The organism is Campylobacter sp. RM6914, assembly GCF_004803835.1.
Classification (GTDB): Bacteria; Campylobacterota; Campylobacteria; order Campylobacterales; family Campylobacteraceae; genus Campylobacter_A; species Campylobacter_A californiensis.
The window spans coordinates 568,094-586,765 of the sequence record NZ_CP012545.1; the positions used below are offsets into that span (position 1 = coordinate 568,094).

An 18,672-nucleotide genomic window follows, 5' to 3' on the forward strand; every position below is an offset into this window, starting at 1 on the left:
GCATTTGTTGTTATGCTTTCTTTAGAAATTCTGTTTTAAGCACTATAACGCCCATTTTATCGATCTTGCCCTCGATCTCTGTGTCTTTGTTTGTCAGTTTAATATTTTTTACAAGAGTACCTCTTTTAAGTGTTGTACCGGCACCTTTTACCTTAAGATCTTTGATCAAAGTTACGCTATCTCCTGCGTTTAGCTCTGTTCCGTTTGCATCTTTTGCCATATTTTCTCCTTTAAAATTTAAATAATTTTAGCTAAAAAAGTTTAAAATTTAAAGCGTGTATTGTTTAAAAGGGTATTAAGACAACCATGAGTCGTTAAATTTAAGAGTAAAAAACAATTAGCGGCGAGTAATTTCTCGCCGTTTTTGTGCTGTGTTTTAAATTTGAGAATTTGTGATTGAGATTTAACAAGCTTATACGTTAAATCTAAAGTGCATAACATCTCCGTCGGCAACGACATAGTCCTTGCCTTCAAGTCGCATTTTACCGGCTTCTTTAGCTCCGTTTTCGCCGCCACACGATATGAAGTCGTCATAGCTTATAACCTCGGCTCTAATGAACCCTCTTTCAAAGTCGTTATGTATGACGCTTGCGGCTTTTGGGGCTTTCCAGCCGTTTGTGATCGTCCAGGCTCGAACTTCAACCACTCCGGCAGTAAAGTAGCTGATCAAATTTAGCTTGGCAAAGCTTGTGCGGATTATCTTTTCAAGACCGCTTTCTTGTGCTCCAAGCGAAGCCAAAAACTCATGCGCCTCATCATCATCCATACCCACAAGCTCTTCTTCTATCTTTGCGCATAGTTTGATAACCTCGTGATCAGAGCTCTTGGCAAAATCTTTTAGTGCTTTTACGTATTGGTTATCTTCTGCGATACCGTCTTCATCGACATTTGCGCCATAAATCACCTCTTTGGCACTAAGTAGTCTTAGTTCTTTATTTAAATTTATAAAAGCCTCATCTTCGCGTTTTTCAAAGCTACTAGCACTTTTGCCTTCGTTTAGATGGTTTAGAAGTTCATTTGCTAGAGCAAGAGTTTCTTTAGCACCTTTTGCATTTGCTTTGGCTTCACGAGTTAGGCGTTCGCATTTTTTATTTAGTTGTTCTATGTCGGCTAGTATCAACTCGGTTTGAATGATCTCTATATCTCTTATAGGATCAACTACGCCTTCAACGTGCGTGATATTTTCATCATCAAAGCAACGCACAATATGCAGTATAACCTCGGTCTCTCTGATGTTTGATAGAAATTTGTTTCCTAGCCCTTCGCCTGTGCTTGCACCTTTAACAAGACCCGCGATATCAACAAATTCGATAGTTGAGTATTGTATGCGATTTGGATTTACTATCTTTGCAAGCTCGTTTAGCCTTTTATCAGGCACAGCCACTACGGCTTTGTTTGGCTCTATAGTGCAAAACGGATAGTTGGCGCTTTGGGCATTTTGTGCTTTTGTTAGTGCATTAAAAGTGGTTGATTTACCAACATTTGGAAGTCCTACGATACCTACGCTTAATCCCATTACAGCTCCTTTGCCATGGCGTTTAGATAGTATAAATTCATTCTTACTCCGGCACCAGTAGCGCCTGATTGGTTATAGCCCCAGGCTTTTTCGGTATATGCGGGACCTGCGATATCTTGGTGTATCCAGATATCTTTATACTCATCTTTGATAAATTTATCTAAGAAAATGCCTGCCGTTATAGCTCCGCCGTATCTACTTGAAGCCGTGTTGCTTATATCTGCTATCTGGCTTTTTACAAGTTCTCTTAGATGTGGGTTAAATTCTAGCACCGTGGTTAACTCACCGCTTGCTTTACTTTTTGTCTTAAATTCGTGCTTTAGCTCCTCGTTGTTGCCCATTATTGCACTAGTGTATTCGCCAAGTCCTACTACGCAAGCACCTGTTAAAGTAGCCATATCTATAAGCAAATCAGGCTTTAAGTCTTGTGCAAAACTTAGACAGTCGGCTAAAACCAAACGACCCTCGGCATCGGTGTTGCGCACTTCGATAGTCACGCCAGAGCGTGAGATAAGCACGTCGTCCGGCTTGTAAGCGTTACCGCCTATCATATTTTCCGTAGCACCAAGTATCGCATGAATTTCAAAAGGCAAATTTAGCTCGCTCGCTCCTTTTATGATACCCATAGCAGCAGCAGCTCCGCTCTTATCCGACTTCATTGTTAGCATATAGTCAGCCGGTTTTAAGCTAAGTCCGCCACTATCGTAAGTAAGCCCTTTGCCTACAAATACTATGCGTTTTTTAGCGTCTTTTGGTTTGTAAGTAAGATGTATTAGGCGAGGAGGATTTGCCGAGGCGCGATTTACCGCTAAAAAGGCATTCATCTTCTCTTTTTCTAAAAATTTCTCATCGTATACTTTGCAAGTTACGTTTTTTAGCTCTTTTGCAAGATCCTTGGCATCTTTTGCCATTTTTAAAGGAGTGTAAATTTCAGGAATTTCGTTTACGATATCTTTGCTGAAATTTGTTGCACTTGCTATTATTTCACCTTGTTTTACCCCTTTTTTGGCTTTGTCAAGGTCGATTTTTACGTCATTTAGCTCTTGGGTTGAGATTATCACTTCTTCTAATGAAACTGGTTTATTTTTACTTTTGTATTTATTAAACTCATAACTTCCAAGCAAAAAACCTTCTACTATACTTTGTATACTTAATCTATCGCAACCTACGTGATAGCTTGCTACTTTTAGACTTTTTATCTTTAAATTTTTAATTGCGCCATAAGCTTTTGACGCACCAAGTCTTAGTTCGTCTGCTTCGAGTTTTGGTATGCCTACGTAAATTGTATTTGAAGATTGAACAAGTTGCGCTCCCTCTCCGTCAAATCCCAAAAATTCAAAAGCTTCTTTATCTTTTATAAATTTATTTTCAAAATTTTTATCTATTATAAAAACCAACTCACAGTCAGCTTTTACGCTACCGATGTTTTTATCGGTTATTTGAAATTTCATCTCTTCTGTTTTTCCTTTCTTTTAAAATTTTATTTTCTATGCTTCTAAAACCAAAAAACAAAGCAGCCAAAAATGCACCTATAAGCGGTATGGCAACATACCAGTGCGCTTCGATGATGTTTATCGTATCCCAAATGGCTTGTCCAAACACCCAAGCTAAAAGTATCGTGATCGCAGCCCAGCACCAGCCACTTATTAAATTTATAAATGCGTATTTTTTAGCGCTATATCTAGTTAGTCCGATACTCATCGGGATTATTACACGAAATCCATACATGTAGCGTTGGATAAAGATAATAGGCCAGCCGTATTTTTTAAGCATGATATGCGCTATGGCAAATTTCCTCCGCTGAGCGACTAATTTTTTAGCTATGTATTTTTTATTGTACCTGCCTAGATAAAAGTAAATTTGATCTCCGACAAAAGCTCCTATACCTGCTACAAATATAGCCAAAGCCACATCCACATGACCTTCGTGTGCTAGTATACCACCTAAAATAAGAGCTAGTTCCCCTTCCATAATGCACCAAAAAAACAATATAATATAAGCGTATTGATGGTAGTTTAACATTAAATTTTTTAATGTCTCTTCCATCTCACAACTCCAATACGCTGTAAATTTTGGTTAAATTTTTTAGATTGTTACTCCCGCCAAGCTCTTTTAGATCTATTAAAAAACAGGCTTCAATGCAGGTTGCATTTGTTTGATTTATAAGCTCTACAGAGGCTTTTGCAGTGCCTCCGGTGGCTATTAGATCGTCTATTAAAAGAACTTTTGCATTTTGTTTTTCTCTAAAGGCATCGATGTGAATTTGCACTTCATCAACGCCGTATTCAAGTGAGTATTTTTGAGAGATCGTGATATAGGGCAGTTTTTTAGGTTTTCGTATCGGAACAAAAGGCAGCCTTAGTCTTGCTGCAAGCGCCGCGCCAAATATAAACCCTCTCGACTCTATCCCTGCGATAAAATCAATCTCCATCTCGCCGTATCTTGCAACCAGGTGGTCTATTAAAAAGTTAAATGCTTCTTTGTCGTTTAAAAGCGTGGTTATATCGCGAAACACGATACCGGGCTTTGGAAAGTCATGCACTTGGCGGATGGAGTTTAGTAAATACTCTTTTTGTTCTAAATTTAGTTCTTTCATCTTGATCCTTAAAAATTTATGATATTTATAGCAATGCTTCGATCTTGCCTTCAAGCTCACGAATTCTGCCGCGAAGTTTGTCGTTTTCTAAGCGGTATTGCGAATTTCTCGTTCTAAGTGAAGTTACATCGTTTTTGCTTTTGTTTAGTTCGTCTGTTAGTATGTCGATATTTCCAAGGCTTCGTTGAAGTTGGATTTGTAGTTTTCGTATAACGATCTCTGTGTCCTGGAGGTTGTTTTTCATAAAATCTTTTGTGACGCGCTCTTTTTTTAGCAAGGTTTTAAAGTAAAAAACCATAACTGCTAAATATATACACGCACATATCAAGCAGGTAAGAAATATCCACTCGGTTATCATGAATTTTCCTTTTGCGGTTCTATCTTTTTAACTCTTCTTTCGTGTCTTCCGCCTTCAAATTCGGTGTTTAGAAAGACTTTTATCATATCTAGTGCAACTCCTGTGCCTATAGTTCTAGCTCCCATTGCGATGACGTTTGCGTCGTTATGCTGTCTTGCTAGGCGAGCAGTAAATTCATCATGGCAAAGTGCGCAACGTATGTTTGCGTGGCGATTTGCTGCGATTGATATGCCGATACCTGTTCCGCATATTAAAATTCCATAGCAGTTATCATCTAAATTTTTTGCCATTTTGTGAGAAAAGTCAGGATAATCAACACTTGTAGTAGCGTCGTCTGTACCAAGGTCGATGATCTCGTAACCGATGTTTGAAAGTGAGTTTTTAAGCTCTTTTTTTAGTCCAAAACCTGCATGATCACTAGCGATAAAAATTTTGTCTATTTGCATGAGTATTCCGTTTGATTTAAAATTTCAAGATTATATCGCAAATAGCATTAAACTAAAATTCAATCTCAAAGCATGGAACGAAGTAGCTTAAAAATATAAGTTATAGGTGCAAAAAACTGCTCTTTAAACGGTGATATTAATATCACAACAAGTATAATAAAGCCGTATTTTTCAAGGCTTGTTATCAAATTTGCCATGCTGCTAAGTCTAAAAGATCTTAAAGCGTATTCTAATGCCTTTGATCCGTCAAGTGGCGGGATCGGATAGAGATTAAAAAGCCCTAAGAATAAATTTATAGCAAGAAAAGTGTAGATAAATTTAGCTTCCGCAAATCCAAAATTTAAAAATTTTAGCACAAAAAATGCAAATGCCGCTAGGATAAAGTTGTATGCTATGCCAGCAAGAGCAACTATGATAGCGCCTTTATGGCCACCGTTTCTCATAACGGTGGTAAGATTAACGGGGACTGGTTTAGCCCATCCTAGTACAAAACCGCTTGTTAGATAAAGTGCCGCAGGGATGATTATCGTGCCAAACATATCAATGTGACGGATAGGGTTTATACTTAGGCGATTTTGATTTTTAGCGGCCATATCGCCAAATTTATAAGCCGCTAGGCCATGGGCTATCTCATGACCTACAATGGCTATGACTAGGCAGATTACTATGGTTAAAATTTCAACTATGTTTATATTAGTGAAGTCCATCTACTTCATTCTCTTTTAGTGCAAAATTTATAAATTTATCGTCGTTTTGTACCGTATCGACAAATCTTCCTATGCGCTCCCATCTTATGCGATAGTCGCCATCCCAGCTAAAGTAAATAAACCAAGGCTTACCAACTATATGCTCATATCTTACGCTTCCCCAAAATCTACTATCATTTGAGTGATCGCGGTTATCTCCCATCATAAAATACTCATCTTTTGGCACTTTAAAGTAAAATGCGTTAAAGCCGTATTTGTCATTTGGTGCTAGAGAGCTTACTCTTAGCGGTTTCATGGCTAGTTTGCCTGCATTTAGGTAATAAATCATTTGCTCAAACATATTTACGTTTTCATCATAGTGAACACCGCTAAATTTATAAGGTTCTTTAACAAAGAGTTTGCCATCAAGCTCTACTATGTCGTTTTGATCGTAATTTGCTCTTATATACTCATCGCCTTCATGCGGTCGCAAAAAAGTTTGTTTTTCACTAAAGACGACTTCGTCTTCGCCGATCGCAAAATTTCTTTTAACATAGTGAATTTTATCATCGTAAGGATAGCGGAAAACAACGATATCACCACGTTTTGGGCCATCGGCTGTGATTAGATGTCCGTTGCCGTTTAGCTCAGGCATGACTTTTACTTCAAGCCAAGGAATTCTAGGCGTAGGAATCCCGTAGCTAAATTTTTTAACAAATAAATGATCGCCTATCAAAAGTGTATTTTTCATAGATCCAGACGGTATAACAAACGCCTGTGCTACAAAAAATATAACTAATAATACGATTATAACAGTACCTGTCCAGCTACTTGAAAAATCGTATAATTTACCTAAAAATTTCTTCATTATCTTCTTTCTTTAAAAATTTAATCCTAATTTTTTTGCGCGATTTTTAGCTGAGATTATAGTGTTGTTTAAAAGCATAGCTATTGTCATTGGTCCAACGCCTCCAGGAACCGGCGTGATAAAACTACATTTTGAAGCAACCCCGTCAAAGTCCACATCTCCAACAAGTCTTCCGTCATCAAGGCGGTTTATACCCACATCAACGACTATCGCCCCCTCTTTAACCATGTCCGCGGTTACAAAATAAGGCTTTCCGATGGCCGCCACGATAAGGTCTGCACCAGCACAAATTTCTTTTAAATTTTTAGTCTTGCTGTGAGTTACTGTAACTGTAGCAGACGCGTTTAAAAGTAAATTTGCCATAGGTTTGCCGACTATATTGCTTCGTCCGATAACAACGGCGTTTAGTCCAGCTACATCTATGTTATACTCTTTTAAGATTCTCATGATACCAAATGGAGTGCACGGCGCAAAACCATCAAGTCCGCTAACGAGTTTTCCGACATTTATGGCATGAAAACCGTCTACATCTTTTTCAGGGCGGATCGCTTCAAGGACGCTATTTGTATCTATGTGTTTTGGAAGGGGAAGTTGGACTAAAATCCCATCAACGCTATCGTCTAAATTTAAAACATTTATAAGTGCTAAAAGCTCGCTTTGACTTGTGCTTTGCGGAAGTCTGTGTATTATAGAGCCGATACCTGCAGCTATACAAGCCTTTTCTTTTGATGCTACGTAAGTTTGACTAGCCTTATCTTCTCCGACTAATATCACTGCAAGAGCCGGCTCAACGCCTGCTGTTTTTAGTTTGCTAGCTTCTGTGGCAACTTCCTGTTTTACTTTTGCACTAACGGCTTTTCCGTCCAAAATGGTCATTTTTTACCTCGCTTAAATGCTATTTTAATCACAAAAATTGTATCATATCCAAAAATTTATTAAAATTTAAAAAACGGAAGGTAGATGAGAGTATTTTTTTTATTTTTTTTGATTTTATTTTCGGTATATGGAGCCGACTTTATAACTAAAAAAGAATACGCAAAAATGCTATACTCAAACCCTCGCGGCATAGGTTGCGATAAGTGTCACGGAGCTAACGCCCAAGGTAGCGTGATATCAAAATTTAAACAAAAGAGTAAAGATAGCGAAAAGTTTGTTGATGCAGAGCTAAGAGCTCCTGCGATAAATAATGTAAGCTATGAGGTATTTGAGCGGGCTTTAGAAGAGCCAAAAGGCATGATGCCAAGCTACTTTTTGACCGAAGAAGAGAGTTTGATACTATATGAATACATCACAAATTTAAAAGAAGAAAGTAAAAAAACTAAATCAAAAGGAAAGAAAAAATGACAAATAAAGAGGCCTTTAAACAAGCTAAAGAATTTATCCCGGGAGGCGTAAATTCGCCTGTTCGTGCATTTGGCAGTGTTGGCGGTGAACCGCTGATAATAGACCATGGCGAAGGTGCGTATATTTATGATATCGAGGGTAGAAAATATCTTGACTTTATTCAAAGCTGGGGACCGCTAATATTTGGACATTGCGATAAAGACATAGAAGATGCCGTTATAAATTCAGTCAAAAATGGCTTAAGCTTTGGTGCACCGACATTAAATGAAACAGTTTTGGCAAAAATGGTTTGCGATAAATTTGAAAATATAGAAAAAATTCGCTTCGTATCTTCGGGCACGGAAGCTACAATGAGTGCCATAAGAGTTGCTAGAGGATATACAAATAAAGATGGACTTATCAAATTTGAAGGTTGTTATCACGGGCATTCTGACGCTTTGCTTATTAAAGCAGGAAGCGGCGCCACTACTTACGGTAATGCTTCAAGCGGCGGAGTTCCGCAAGATACGGTAAAAAATACGCATTTAGCAATATACAACGACATATCAAGCGTTGAGAAAATTTTTAATTCAGGTGCGCAAATCGGAGCCGTGATAATCGAGCCTATCGCGGGAAATATGGGACTTGTCCCTGCGCAAAAGGAGTTTTTAGCAGCTCTTAGGGAGTTGTGCGATAAATTTGGCGCAGTGTTGATACTTGATGAGGTTATGAGCGGTTTTAGGGCTTCGGAATTTGGCTCTTTGCCTTTTCATGGAGTAAAGGCTGATCTTGTGACATTTGGCAAGGTTATAGGAGGAGGGCTTAATGTTGCGGCGTTTGGCGGAAAAGCGCAGATAATGAACTGCTTAAGTCCTGATGGTGCGGTTTATCAGGCAGGGACATTAAGCGGTAATCCTGTCGCTATGAGCGCGGGTATAGCAGCTCTTAGCAAGATAAACTCAAATAAAAATTTATACGCTAAGCTTGAAAATTTAGCAAGAAAATTAACGGACGGTTTTAAAGACGCAGCAAAAAGTGTCGGTATAGACATCCAAACCGATGTTAGAGGCTCTATGTTTGGATACTTTTTTACTAGCAAACCTGTTAGAAATTACGAAGATGCATTAAAAAGCGATACAAAAATGTTTGCTAAATTTCATGCGGCTATGCTAAAGCGCGGAGTTTATCTAGCTCCTAGTCAGTTTGAGACGGGATTTATATGCGAGCCTATGAATGAAAGCGATATAGAATTTGCGGTAAACGCTGCAAAAGAGGCATTTAACGAGATAAAAAATGGCTAAAATCAAAATAAACGAAGTTGTAAACGGAGCCGAGAAGTTAAGTCTTGGCATATCCATGGTTGTAGCCGTAGCTATCGGCGTAGGGCTTGGCTTTTGGCTAAAAAGCTTAACTGGCTGGAACGCCATGATATTTGTTGGTCTTGCTTTTGGTATCGCTGCTGCTGCACTAAACGTCCATAAAGCTTACAAGGCTCAGATAAAAAGTCTTGACGAACTAAAGGACGAAAACAGATACAAAGGCTACAAAGACGCAAAAGAGGATGATGAGTGATTAAAACTCTTGCCTTGCTTTATCTTGTTTTTTGGCTTATTTTGCTTGTTTTAGGCTCGTTTGTATCGCTAAATTTCATACTTAGCTCTCAGGTTGCATTTTTTTCGTCGTTACTTATACTTTTTGCCACGTTTAAAAGCTATCAAAGACGAGTAAACGCTCGCATGAGAGACGATAAAGATGAAATTTTAGCCATGCAAAAAGAGCTTGATGATGAAGAGGAAGAGGAGTGGGGCGAGCAAGATAGCCAATATAAGCAGGGCGAAGATGTTAAAGAATTTAGTCTAAAAAATGAAAAAGAAAGGCTTAAAAAGCAAAAGATCAAACTAAAAGATCTAAATTTAACAGCCGCATTTGTGCCTTATCGTTTACTTGCTTATGCGGTTTTGATTTTGGGATTTTTAGTGCTTAAAAGAAAAGAGATGCTTGACATCGCAGGTATTTTAATCGGTCTTGCGCCTATGCCTATCGGGGCGTTTTTATTTGGAGTAGTTAGTAAAAATGTCAAGTAGTATCCGCATGATCCGTTCGATGTTGCCGCTTTTTTTTGGTATGAGCTTACTCTTTGTTGGCAATGGTCTTGTTATTAGTTCATGCGGTGTGAAGCTTAAGGAGATGGGTGTTGGTGAGCTTGAGATCGGCGCTATAAATACCTGCTTTTTTATCGGCGCTCTAATTAGCACGATAGGAGCTCATCGTATCGTTTCAAAGGTCGGACACATCAGGTCATTTGCGATATTTTCGGCGGTTTTTGGCGTAGCTGCGATGTTTCATGGATTTAGTCAAAATTTATATTTTTGGGCGTTATTGCGCGCACTTTTGGGATTTTGCTACTACGGACTTTTGATGGTGATAGAAAGCTGGCTTAATGCAAAAACCGCAACTTTCATAAGATCGCGCGTTATAGCGTTTTACGAGGGCGTATTTTATTTTAGCTTTAGTGCGGGAATTTTGATACTTCTTTTTAAGTTGGATACATTTGAAATTTTTATCATCAGCGCCGCGTTTATCATGCTTTCAAGCATACCTTTAAATTTAATACGCATAAAAGAGCCAAAAATTCCCAAAAAAGAGAGCGTAAGCATACCCAAAATTTTTAGCATAGTTCCACTTGCCCTTGTCGGTAGTGTAATAGCAGGTGTTTTGATAAACGGCTTTTTCTCGATGGCTAGCTTATTTGTTATGCTACAAGGGCAGGGCGCAAAAGAGGTATCTATTTTTATGACTACGGCGATGGTTGGCGGGTTTTTCGCGCAAATTAGCATAGGCTCATTGAGTGATAAATTTGGCAGACGACCCGCGATAATGGGGTGTGCTATCATTTCTTTGATATCTGCTGTTTTGTTTTTGGTTACCACAGGAAGTAGTCTAACTCAATACATCTTATCGTTTTTTTTAGGGAGCGGATTTTTCTGTCTTTACGGCTTATCTTTGGCTAGAGCAAACGATATGCTAGTTGATAGAACTCATAGCATAGAAGTTGGCAGGGCATTGCTTTTTAGTTATTGTACGGGCTCTCTTATCTCGCCACTTTTGATGGGCGCTAGTATGAAATTTTTTGGGGCGATGGGCTTTATATATGTTTATATCTTACTGCTTACAATACTAATCGCATTTGCTATGACACAAAAAACCGTTCCCATGCATCTTAGAAAGCCATATGAAGAGCACCCTATGCATAACATGGGCGAAATGTCGGCACTAAATTCAAGTAAAAGCTGATAATGGAAATTTTAAATTCTTTAAGCGCTCAAGTAAATACCCAAAACGCAGGTAATATCGCCTCAAATCAACCAGAAAGGTTGGCACAACAAGAGGGCTTGTTTAAAAACCAGCCAACTCAGCAAAATGCAACTAATCAAAGATCGCAAGAAGCACTTGATAACCTAGATAAGCTTGTAGGGCGCGTCCTTGAGGAGTTAAAATCAACCGGAAGCACAACAAAGGCGGAGCAAATTTTACAGCAGGCAAAAGATACTCAAATTTCTCCAAATTTATCAAAAGATCTGCAGTCGTTGGTGAAAATGCTTGAGACGCAGGATGAAAACGATGGGGTGCTAAAAGGATTTGCCTTAAAACTAAAAGAATTTCTAAAGCCGATCGCCGACATAAAGACAGGTAGTTTTAACGAGCAGATAAAAAATTCAGGCATAATGCTTGAAGCAAATTTAAAAGAGGCATTAAATGGTCAAAAACTGCCAAGCTCTATGTTAAATTTGCTTAATGACATTAAAAACCTCTCAAACAAAGAGCTACTTGCTAATATATTAAGTCTTGCTGCGGATGAAAATTTAGATAACCACGGCTCTTTTATCAAACTAAACCAAATGCTTCAAGCATCTAAAAATGATGCCGCTGCGGTTTTAAACAACTCTTTATTTAAAAATTTATTAAGCGACGTTAGCAAGCTTGATAATATTGCCAAATTTTTAAACAAAGAGAGTAAAGAGGACTTAAGCGGCGATAAGATAAGGTCGCAAGCTGCTAAGATAAATGAATTTGTCGATGTTTTAAAGTCTAAAGTTTTAACTCTTGCTAATGAAAAACTTAGCCAAAACTCAGCCTTTGATTCAAATTTTAAGTCACTTAAGAGTGCTCTTGAAGATATAAAAAATACTTTAAAGGCGTTAAATAGCATAGGCGATGAGGCGGGAGTGATCAAGTTTTTTAACAACATAACATCATCTCTTGAAGAAGCAACACTACAAGATAAACTAACTAGTGCGGCTAGGCGACTTGCTCAAACCATAAATATAGCAGACCGTGAGGCAAGTAGTGCAAAAGCAAATTTAAACGAGGTAAAATCCCTCATAAAACAACTAAATTTAGCCTCAAACGATATATCTAAAATCGAGCCAAAAAATGCACAAGAGATAGCCAAAACGCTAAGCAGTGATGTAAAAAGCACGCTTTTGTCCATACAAGATAAAACTCAAAATCAACAAATCAACCAAGCCGTAAACAAAATGCTCTCTCAAATCGAAATGCATCAAATGGTTTCTAGTATAGGAGGCGGTATACAAACATATATGCCATATGTTTGGGACGGCGTGGATGGCGCAAATGTCGCGTTTAAGCGTGGCAAAAAGGATAAGTATTACGCGCAAATCGACCTAAATTTTAAAAAATTTGGACAGATAAATATCATGGTGGGACTTATCGATAAGCGCTATATCGATATCTCTATCGCTACTCAAAGTGCTGAATTTAAAAGTGTCATACTTGAAAATTCAGCAGAACTAAAACAAGCCATATCTGAAGTAGGGCTCATAATTTCAAATTTTAATTTACGAGTGCTAGATAAAAAACAAATCAAGCAGAAATTTAAGGATTTTGGCGGGCTTGAGGTTGGGTATGACAAGAAGGCATGATGAAAATTACTAAAAAAAGAGCAGTTGCTCTAGGATATAACAGAAAAAAAGATAATGCGCCTAAGGTTTTGGCTTCAGGAAGTGACTATATGGCGGATAAGATAATATCTGTCGCAAAAAAGCATGAGATACCCATAAAAGAAGACCCAGATCTTATAGAAATTTTAAGCAAAGTCGAAGTTAATCAAGAAATCCCGCCAAATCTATATAAAGCGGTTGCTGAGATCTTTGGATTTCTTTATAAAGTTACAAATAATAAGTGAATCTATTTTAAGAAAATAAAATTTTATTTATAATTTAAATTATAAATTTTTTTTAATAATATTAATTGTTTTTTCTGATATAATAACGCGTTTTTTAATGTAAATTAATTGCAAATTTAAAAATAACAAGAGAGGGTTAAATGAATATTTCAACCAAAGTCACGGCTATGGTCGTATCTTCACTACTGTTGCTTTTTGCTGCATTAGTAAGCATAAGCTATTATGAACATCAAATGAATGCTAAGCATGTTGAAAAAGACCTGATAAATTCTATCATCGGTGGTAAACAAGTTGAGTTAGCGGGCGAACTTGCTATCGCTGCTACGATGGTTAAACAAATAGAAAAAAACTATAAAGAACACGGGCTAGATACGGAAACTCTTAGAAAAGATCTACTTGACTATGTAGGGGCAGTTAGATTTGGTGCGGGCGGTAGAAACTATATCTCTATCTATGACACAAAAGGTATTGCTATCATAAACCCGGGAAATCCGAAATTTAACGGAACAAGCCGTATACATGCTGCAGATGTTAATGGACTAAGATATATAGAAAAACTTGTTAATACTGATGAGTTTGTGCAATTTACTTTTGCAGGTGAGAATGGAAACATTAGACGTCTTGGTAAGAGTCAAAAACTAAATGTAGCGGGCGAAGATATGGTGTTTATGGCTATAGCTGACCTAGAAAACGCATATCGTATAGGCGGCGAGCAAGTTAAAGTCTTAAAAGATGAGATGATCGCCGGTCTAAAAGTCTTTGTTACGGCGTCTATCGTTGTTATGATAATTGCTCTAATAGCTTCTATGCTTTATGCTAAATTTTCAATAACCAAACCTTTAAATTTATTAATCGATAAAGCTCGCGACCTTTCAAGCGGCGACGGTGATCTAACCAGGAAGCTTGAGATAAAAGGCAACGATGAGATCGCTCAAGCAAGTGCCGCGATAAACGACTTTATCGAAAAAGTTCGCGTGCTAATTAATGATGCTAAAAATTTATCAAGCGAAAACTCATCTATCGCAAATGAGCTAAGCTCAACATCGCTTCAAACAGGAAAGCGCGTCGAAGACTCAACAACTATTGTTACACGAACAAGTCAAGACTGTAACTCTATACAAACTAACATGAGAGGCTCTATACAGCTAGCTCAAGACGGTAAAGACGACTTACAAAAAGCTCTTAAGTATGTTGACGAGGCAAACAAAGCGATCGCTACTTTATCATCTGATATCGTAAATACCGCGCATGTAGAAAACGAAATGGCTGTTAAGATAAACCAATTAAGCAAAGATGCCGAGCAGGTAAAATCAGTTCTGGTGGTGATCAACGATATCGCCGATCAAACAAACCTACTTGCCCTTAACGCTGCCATTGAGGCTGCACGTGCAGGTGAGCACGGACGCGGTTTTGCTGTCGTTGCCGATGAGGTTCGCCAACTAGCAGAGCGCACACAAAAGAGCTTAACAGAGATCAATGCTACTATTAATGTTATTGTTCAAGCGATCTCGGACTCTAGCGAGCAAATGAGTAAAAACTCACATCAAATTCAAGAGCTTACAAATGTTGCTAGCAATGTTGAGCAGACTATCAATGTTATGAGTGATGTTATGAGTAGTGCTATCGGAATGTCTGATAAGACGATACAAGATTATATAAATACCGGTAAAAATATCGATGATATAGTTAAAAATATCGATGGTATCACAGCCATATCAACCGAAAATGCGAGAAGCGTCGAAGAGATCGCAAGTGCCGCAGAACACCTAAATAAAATGACAGATACGCTAAATGCGAAACTATCTGAATTTAGAACTTGATAGGCGGGCATTTTAAATTTAACTAAAAGGCTAATTATGGCTCAAAAATTAGTTTTGATCGGAGCCTCTACAGGAGGTCCCGGTCATATCAAAAAGCTTTTAAAAGACATTAAAATAACAGATACTAGTATAGTTATCGCACAACACATGAATAAGATGTTTATCCAGTCGTTCGTAACGCAAGTAGGCAGAGAGTGTGGGCTGGATGTGGAGCTTTTGAATGAAAAAACCATACTTAAAAACAAAGTTTATGTCTGCGATCAAAATTTCATGATCGGAGAAAATATCCCGCTAAACGCAAAGCCAAACCCCGATGCAAAAACGATATACACACCAAATGTCGATGTGCTTTTTAACTCAGCGGTTGGGATTTGTAAAAATTTAAATGTCATGGCTATACTCTTAACTGGTATCGGTGATGATGGGGCTATAGGGCTTAACAACCTTTATAAGGCAGGAGCCAAGTGTATCGCCGAAAGTGAAGATAGTGCAATAGTTTACGGTATGCCAAAACGTGCTAAAGAGCTAAATCCAAATACAAAATCTTTAAATTTAAGTACGATAAAAAAAGAGCTTGAGGAATTTTTAAATGTTTTTTAAGAGAAATAGCGAGCAAAATTTAACAAATACAAACTACGATACCTCTTTTGTGGCGCCAAGCGACATGGATGGGTTTAATGAATTTTTAAATACCTTAAAAACTCTTTGCGGGGTCGATCTTGAGTCAAAACGCGAGATAGTCCTTCAAAGGCTAAAGACTTTTGCTAAAAATAGACAAATCCCTACATTTAAAGAGATAGTAAATTCTATAAAATATAACAAAGAGCTAAGGCAGGATATTTTAAATTTAATCACTGTAAATGAGACTTATTTTTACCGTGAACTTCCTCAACTAAAAGAAGTGATATCTTACGTCAAAGAGCTTGGTAGTGCTAGGATACTATGTGCTCCTTGTTCAAGCGGAGATGAAGTTTATTCTCTTGCTATGCTAGCACACGAATACGCTCTTGGAGCAGGCGCATTAAGTGTGGTTGGTATCGACATAAACTCACAGGCTATATCTGACTGCATAAGTGCAACATATAGCAGCAGAAGCTTGCATAGGCTTGATAATTATCAAAAAGAGAGATTTTTTAAAAAAGACGGAGATAAATTTGTCTTTAAAAAAGATCCTGCTTTTAAATGTGAGTTTAAGATCATGAATGTCTTTGACGATGCGATATTTTCACTTGGTAAATTTGATGTGATACTTTCAAGAAACATGATGATATATTTCGATGATAATTTTAGATTAAAATGTGTTGAGAGACTTCATAGGCTTTTAAAAGATGGCGGTAGGCTTTATACCGGACATGCCGATCTTGTGCCGTTTACACCGCTTTATGAGAAGAAATTTGTGCACGGATCACCTTATTATCAGATGATATGAGTTATTTTATATCATAAAATTTTGAAATTTTGTGATAGTAAAAAGCCCCCGCAAAAAACACCATACCCATAAGCGCCGTTATGATCTCAAGGCCAACTCCAAGTCTAAATAAAAGCCCGATAGCAACCGAGACAAGCGCGCTTATGCCAAGATATACCATGTCGTTATATGCTATCACTCTTCCGTAAAATTTAGCGTCGCAGTTTTGTTGTAAAAGAGTATATGTATAGCTCCAAAGTGTAGACGTGAAAAATCCGGCAGCCAAAAGTCCTAGAAACCCAAGATAAAAATTACTTTGCAAGATCGCCCAGATGATTATCCCGATCCCATGTCCTATATAAAAATACAGTAGAGTTTTTTTATTAGCAAATTTGCCAAGTATTATCGGAGAGATCATAAGCGATACTGCTCTACATGCATTTATAAGTCCGATGACTAGTGAGATAGAGAGGATGTTTGCATATGTATAGTCAGCCAAAAGCGCTACAAGTGCGTCGTAGGCAGTAACTCCGACTATGCTATGAAGTAGTATAAGGTGTATGACGAGCTTATTTTGTTTTAAGTATATTAGCCCGCTTTGTAGCATTTTAAATGTCGGCTCTACAAATTTTGGTTTGAAATTTGGAATTTTGAGTGCAAAAAGAAAGTAAAAACTAATAATATAAATAACCCCATCAAGTATAAAAGCGCTCTTGATGCCAAAAAAGTGTATATAAACTCCAGCCATGCCCATGCCAGCAGTATAGGCGACTGCCCAGATTATGGAGTGAATTTCGTTTGCGAGCTTTAAGTTTTCTTTGCTTAAAATTTTAGGAAACAGGCTCATCTCTACTTGAAAATAAATCCCGCCCGTGCCGTTTCTAATAAAAATCAAAACCAAAAGTAGCCAAAGTAGATCAAGCGAATTTATAAAAACCAGCATAAAAACGGTAACGGTTTCTATAAGTGCGATAATGATAAGCATCGGTTTCGCGCTAAATTTATCCACCCAAACACCGCTAAAAGGCGCTAAAACAACTCCAGGGATATAAGCCATCGCGGCACTTAGTGTGATCGCCCAGATCGGTGCGTCAAGGCTGATAAGAAGAGTAAAAATTCCCGTATGCGAAAACCAAACTCCAAAATAACATATAAGCTGCACCAAGCTTAGAAGCCTGAAATTTCTTTCTTGCTTTAAAAGCGTGAGATACCTCATTTATTGGTTCCAAATGAGTAGAATTTGATCTATTTTAGTATCGTTTGGTATCTCTTCAAGTTTTATAAATTTCTTTAAATTTTGCGGTTTTTTTAGCTTTATAACCATGTCGCGAGATGGTATTTTAAGCGAAATTTGGTTTTTACTTACGGCAAATTTTTCTATTTTAAGACTACTTTTGATCTGCTCGAAATTTGAGTTTAAATTTATCCCTTCAGGTGTTTTAAACTGCGAAGACAACACGTCTATCTGAGTTATGATACCGTTTAAGAGAGTGTATTTAAACAGCGGCTCTTTTTTCTCGTTATAAATTATGTGTGAGTTATTTTTTGTATTTGTATCTTTGTGGATATTTTTTGTGCCAAAAATTCTAACTATATCGGCATGGTTCATATCTTCGGTAAGCTCACTGATAAAAAATTTACCGAATTTTTGTTTGGTATCTTGTTTGTTTTTGTATTTACCTGCTATATAGCCGCTTTTGCAAATTTTGGCATTTGGAGTATGGTTTAGGATAAATATATCATCATTGATCCTATGCAAGCTAAGTCTAACATCGTTATTTTTAAAGTAAAACACACCTTTGTTGTAGTTTAGTTCACCGCTAAGCGAACATGTGGGTTCGTTTGCCTTTAAAGATGAGTAAACGTTAATCTTGGCTTCATTTTTATAGGTGCTAATAACTATGCTTTGAAAGCTTTTTTCGTTCTTAAATTTAAAAAATTCACCGTAAAAGCCGTTTTTATACTCTTTATCTATAGGCTCAAAGCTGTAAATTCGCGATAAGACGCCAGCAAATTTTTGCTTGTTATCGTTTAATTGCAAGAGGGATTCTTTGTTTGGCTCAAAGTAGCAAGTTTTGCCGTTTTCGCTTTTTAACACCAAGAATTTACCCTCGGTGTCAAATGTCCCCTTTTCTTCGTAAGTATTGGCTGATTTTGAAATTTCTAGCATGGATTTTGTGTAAGTTTTGTCTTTGTTTAGCGTTAGTATCGTTTTTATCCCTTCGCAGTTAGAGCAGGGAAGTATGGTGTGATATGTCGAAAATATCGCTTTTGAAAGAATGAGATTTGACTTTATTTCTTTTTTTTGATTTTTATTTGTTTCTTGTGTTTTTGTCTCTTTGGTTTGTAGCTCTTGTTGGATTGGTTTTTGAGGTGTATTGTCGGCGCAGCCCAAAAAGAGCATGACCGTTAAAAATACTATAAAATTTCTCATAACAGCTCCTT

General features: G+C 37.6%; 22 protein-coding genes. 10 read left to right on the forward strand and 12 right to left on the reverse strand.

Annotated features, from left to right (window positions below; all coding sequences use genetic code 11):
- Positions 1-10 precede the first annotated feature (10 nt).
- The 10 genes from CCAL_RS02995 to folD all read right to left on the reverse strand — a co-directional run bounded on the left by CCAL_RS02995 (position 11) and on the right by folD (position 7,346).
- Positions 11-220 carry an alkylphosphonate utilization protein gene (locus tag CCAL_RS02995; RefSeq protein WP_170016533.1) on the reverse strand — a complete coding sequence of 70 codons (210 nt, stop codon included), beginning with the start codon at positions 218-220 and terminating at the stop codon, positions 11-13.
- A 192-nt stretch (positions 221-412) separates the two neighbouring features.
- On the reverse strand, positions 413-1,516 hold the full coding sequence (gene ychF, locus CCAL_RS03000) for a redox-regulated ATPase YchF (protein ID WP_170016531.1): 1,104 nt from the start codon (positions 1,514-1,516) through the stop codon (positions 413-415).
- Positions 1,516-2,967: a leucyl aminopeptidase gene (locus CCAL_RS03005; protein ID WP_170016529.1), complete on the reverse strand. Its 1,452-nt coding sequence runs from the start codon at positions 2,965-2,967 to the stop codon at positions 1,516-1,518. Before CCAL_RS03005 ends, ychF begins: the two co-directional genes overlap by 1 nt.
- Entirely contained in the window at positions 2,945-3,562 is a 618-nt protein-coding gene (locus CCAL_RS03010; protein WP_169936329.1) for a DedA family protein, read from the reverse strand. The genes CCAL_RS03005 and CCAL_RS03010 overlap by 23 nt, the downstream gene beginning before the upstream one ends.
- A 1-nt stretch (position 3,563) precedes the next feature.
- On the reverse strand, positions 3,564-4,112 hold the full coding sequence (locus CCAL_RS03015) for an adenine phosphoribosyltransferase (RefSeq protein ID WP_169936331.1): 549 nt from the start codon (positions 4,110-4,112) through the stop codon (positions 3,564-3,566).
- A gap of 25 nt (positions 4,113-4,137) precedes the next feature.
- Complete coding sequence (locus tag CCAL_RS03020; protein ID WP_169936333.1) at positions 4,138-4,470, reverse strand: hypothetical protein; 333 nt, start codon at positions 4,468-4,470, stop codon at positions 4,138-4,140.
- Complete coding sequence (gene rpiB / locus CCAL_RS03025; RefSeq protein WP_170016527.1) at positions 4,467-4,916, reverse strand: ribose 5-phosphate isomerase B; 450 nt, start codon at positions 4,914-4,916, stop codon at positions 4,467-4,469. Before rpiB ends, CCAL_RS03020 begins: the two co-directional genes overlap by 4 nt.
- Before the next feature lie 65 nt (positions 4,917-4,981).
- Complete coding sequence (locus tag CCAL_RS03030) at positions 4,982-5,623, reverse strand: site-2 protease family protein (RefSeq protein WP_170016525.1); 642 nt, start codon at positions 5,621-5,623, stop codon at positions 4,982-4,984.
- Positions 5,610-6,470, reverse strand: a complete 861-nt coding sequence (lepB, locus tag CCAL_RS03035; RefSeq protein ID WP_170016523.1) for a signal peptidase I — start codon at positions 6,468-6,470, stop codon at positions 5,610-5,612. The genes CCAL_RS03030 and lepB overlap by 14 nt, the downstream gene beginning before the upstream one ends.
- A 12-nt stretch (positions 6,471-6,482) precedes the next feature.
- On the reverse strand, positions 6,483-7,346 hold the full coding sequence (gene folD / locus CCAL_RS03040; RefSeq protein WP_170016521.1) for a bifunctional methylenetetrahydrofolate dehydrogenase/methenyltetrahydrofolate cyclohydrolase FolD: 864 nt from the start codon (positions 7,344-7,346) through the stop codon (positions 6,483-6,485).
- A gap of 84 nt (positions 7,347-7,430) precedes the next feature.
- On the opposite strand from folD, the gene CCAL_RS03045 reads away from it, so the two are divergent.
- The 10 genes from CCAL_RS03045 to CCAL_RS03090 all read left to right on the forward strand — a co-directional run bounded on the left by CCAL_RS03045 (position 7,431) and on the right by CCAL_RS03090 (position 16,248).
- Positions 7,431-7,814, forward strand: coding sequence for a c-type cytochrome (locus CCAL_RS03045; RefSeq protein WP_170016519.1), 384 nt, complete (start codon positions 7,431-7,433; stop codon positions 7,812-7,814).
- The gene (hemL, locus tag CCAL_RS03050; protein WP_170016517.1) at positions 7,811-9,094 is read left to right on the forward strand and encodes a glutamate-1-semialdehyde 2,1-aminomutase; all 1,284 of its coding nucleotides are present in this window, start codon (positions 7,811-7,813) and stop codon (positions 9,092-9,094) included. Before CCAL_RS03045 ends, hemL begins: the two co-directional genes overlap by 4 nt.
- A complete protein-coding gene (locus CCAL_RS03055) occupies positions 9,087-9,365 on the forward strand; it encodes an AtpZ/AtpI family protein (RefSeq protein WP_170016515.1) in 279 nt (92 codons plus the stop codon). Before hemL ends, CCAL_RS03055 begins: the two co-directional genes overlap by 8 nt.
- Positions 9,362-9,877, forward strand: coding sequence for a hypothetical protein (locus tag CCAL_RS03060; RefSeq protein WP_169936351.1), 516 nt, complete (start codon positions 9,362-9,364; stop codon positions 9,875-9,877). The genes CCAL_RS03055 and CCAL_RS03060 overlap by 4 nt, the downstream gene beginning before the upstream one ends.
- Positions 9,867-11,087 carry an MFS transporter gene (locus CCAL_RS03065; RefSeq protein ID WP_170016513.1) on the forward strand — a complete coding sequence of 407 codons (1,221 nt, stop codon included), beginning with the start codon at positions 9,867-9,869 and terminating at the stop codon, positions 11,085-11,087. Before CCAL_RS03060 ends, CCAL_RS03065 begins: the two co-directional genes overlap by 11 nt.
- A gap of 2 nt (positions 11,088-11,089) precedes the next feature.
- A complete protein-coding gene (locus CCAL_RS03070; protein ID WP_170016511.1) occupies positions 11,090-12,736 on the forward strand; it encodes a hypothetical protein in 1,647 nt (548 codons plus the stop codon).
- On the forward strand, positions 12,733-12,999 hold the full coding sequence (locus tag CCAL_RS03075; RefSeq protein WP_228026616.1) for an EscU/YscU/HrcU family type III secretion system export apparatus switch protein: 267 nt from the start codon (positions 12,733-12,735) through the stop codon (positions 12,997-12,999). Before CCAL_RS03070 ends, CCAL_RS03075 begins: the two co-directional genes overlap by 4 nt.
- Before the next feature lie 140 nt (positions 13,000-13,139).
- Positions 13,140-14,819, forward strand: coding sequence for a methyl-accepting chemotaxis protein (locus CCAL_RS03080; RefSeq protein WP_169972123.1), 1,680 nt, complete (start codon positions 13,140-13,142; stop codon positions 14,817-14,819).
- A gap of 36 nt (positions 14,820-14,855) precedes the next feature.
- Positions 14,856-15,419, forward strand: coding sequence for a CheB methylesterase domain-containing protein (locus tag CCAL_RS03085; protein ID WP_170016509.1), 564 nt, complete (start codon positions 14,856-14,858; stop codon positions 15,417-15,419).
- Positions 15,409-16,248: a CheR family methyltransferase gene (locus CCAL_RS03090; protein WP_170016507.1), complete on the forward strand. Its 840-nt coding sequence runs from the start codon at positions 15,409-15,411 to the stop codon at positions 16,246-16,248. Before CCAL_RS03085 ends, CCAL_RS03090 begins: the two co-directional genes overlap by 11 nt.
- A 1-nt stretch (position 16,249) precedes the next feature.
- Here the strand turns inward: CCAL_RS03090 and CCAL_RS03095 are convergent, their stop codons facing one another.
- Together CCAL_RS03095 and CCAL_RS03100 are read right to left on the reverse strand one after the other, a co-directional pair.
- A complete protein-coding gene (locus CCAL_RS03095) occupies positions 16,250-17,443 on the reverse strand; it encodes an MFS transporter (protein ID WP_170016505.1) in 1,194 nt (397 codons plus the stop codon).
- Positions 17,444-18,661: a copper resistance protein NlpE gene (locus CCAL_RS03100; RefSeq protein WP_170016503.1), complete on the reverse strand. Its 1,218-nt coding sequence runs from the start codon at positions 18,659-18,661 to the stop codon at positions 17,444-17,446. It abuts the gene before it with no gap.
- Between the last annotated feature and the right edge of the window lie 11 nt (positions 18,662-18,672).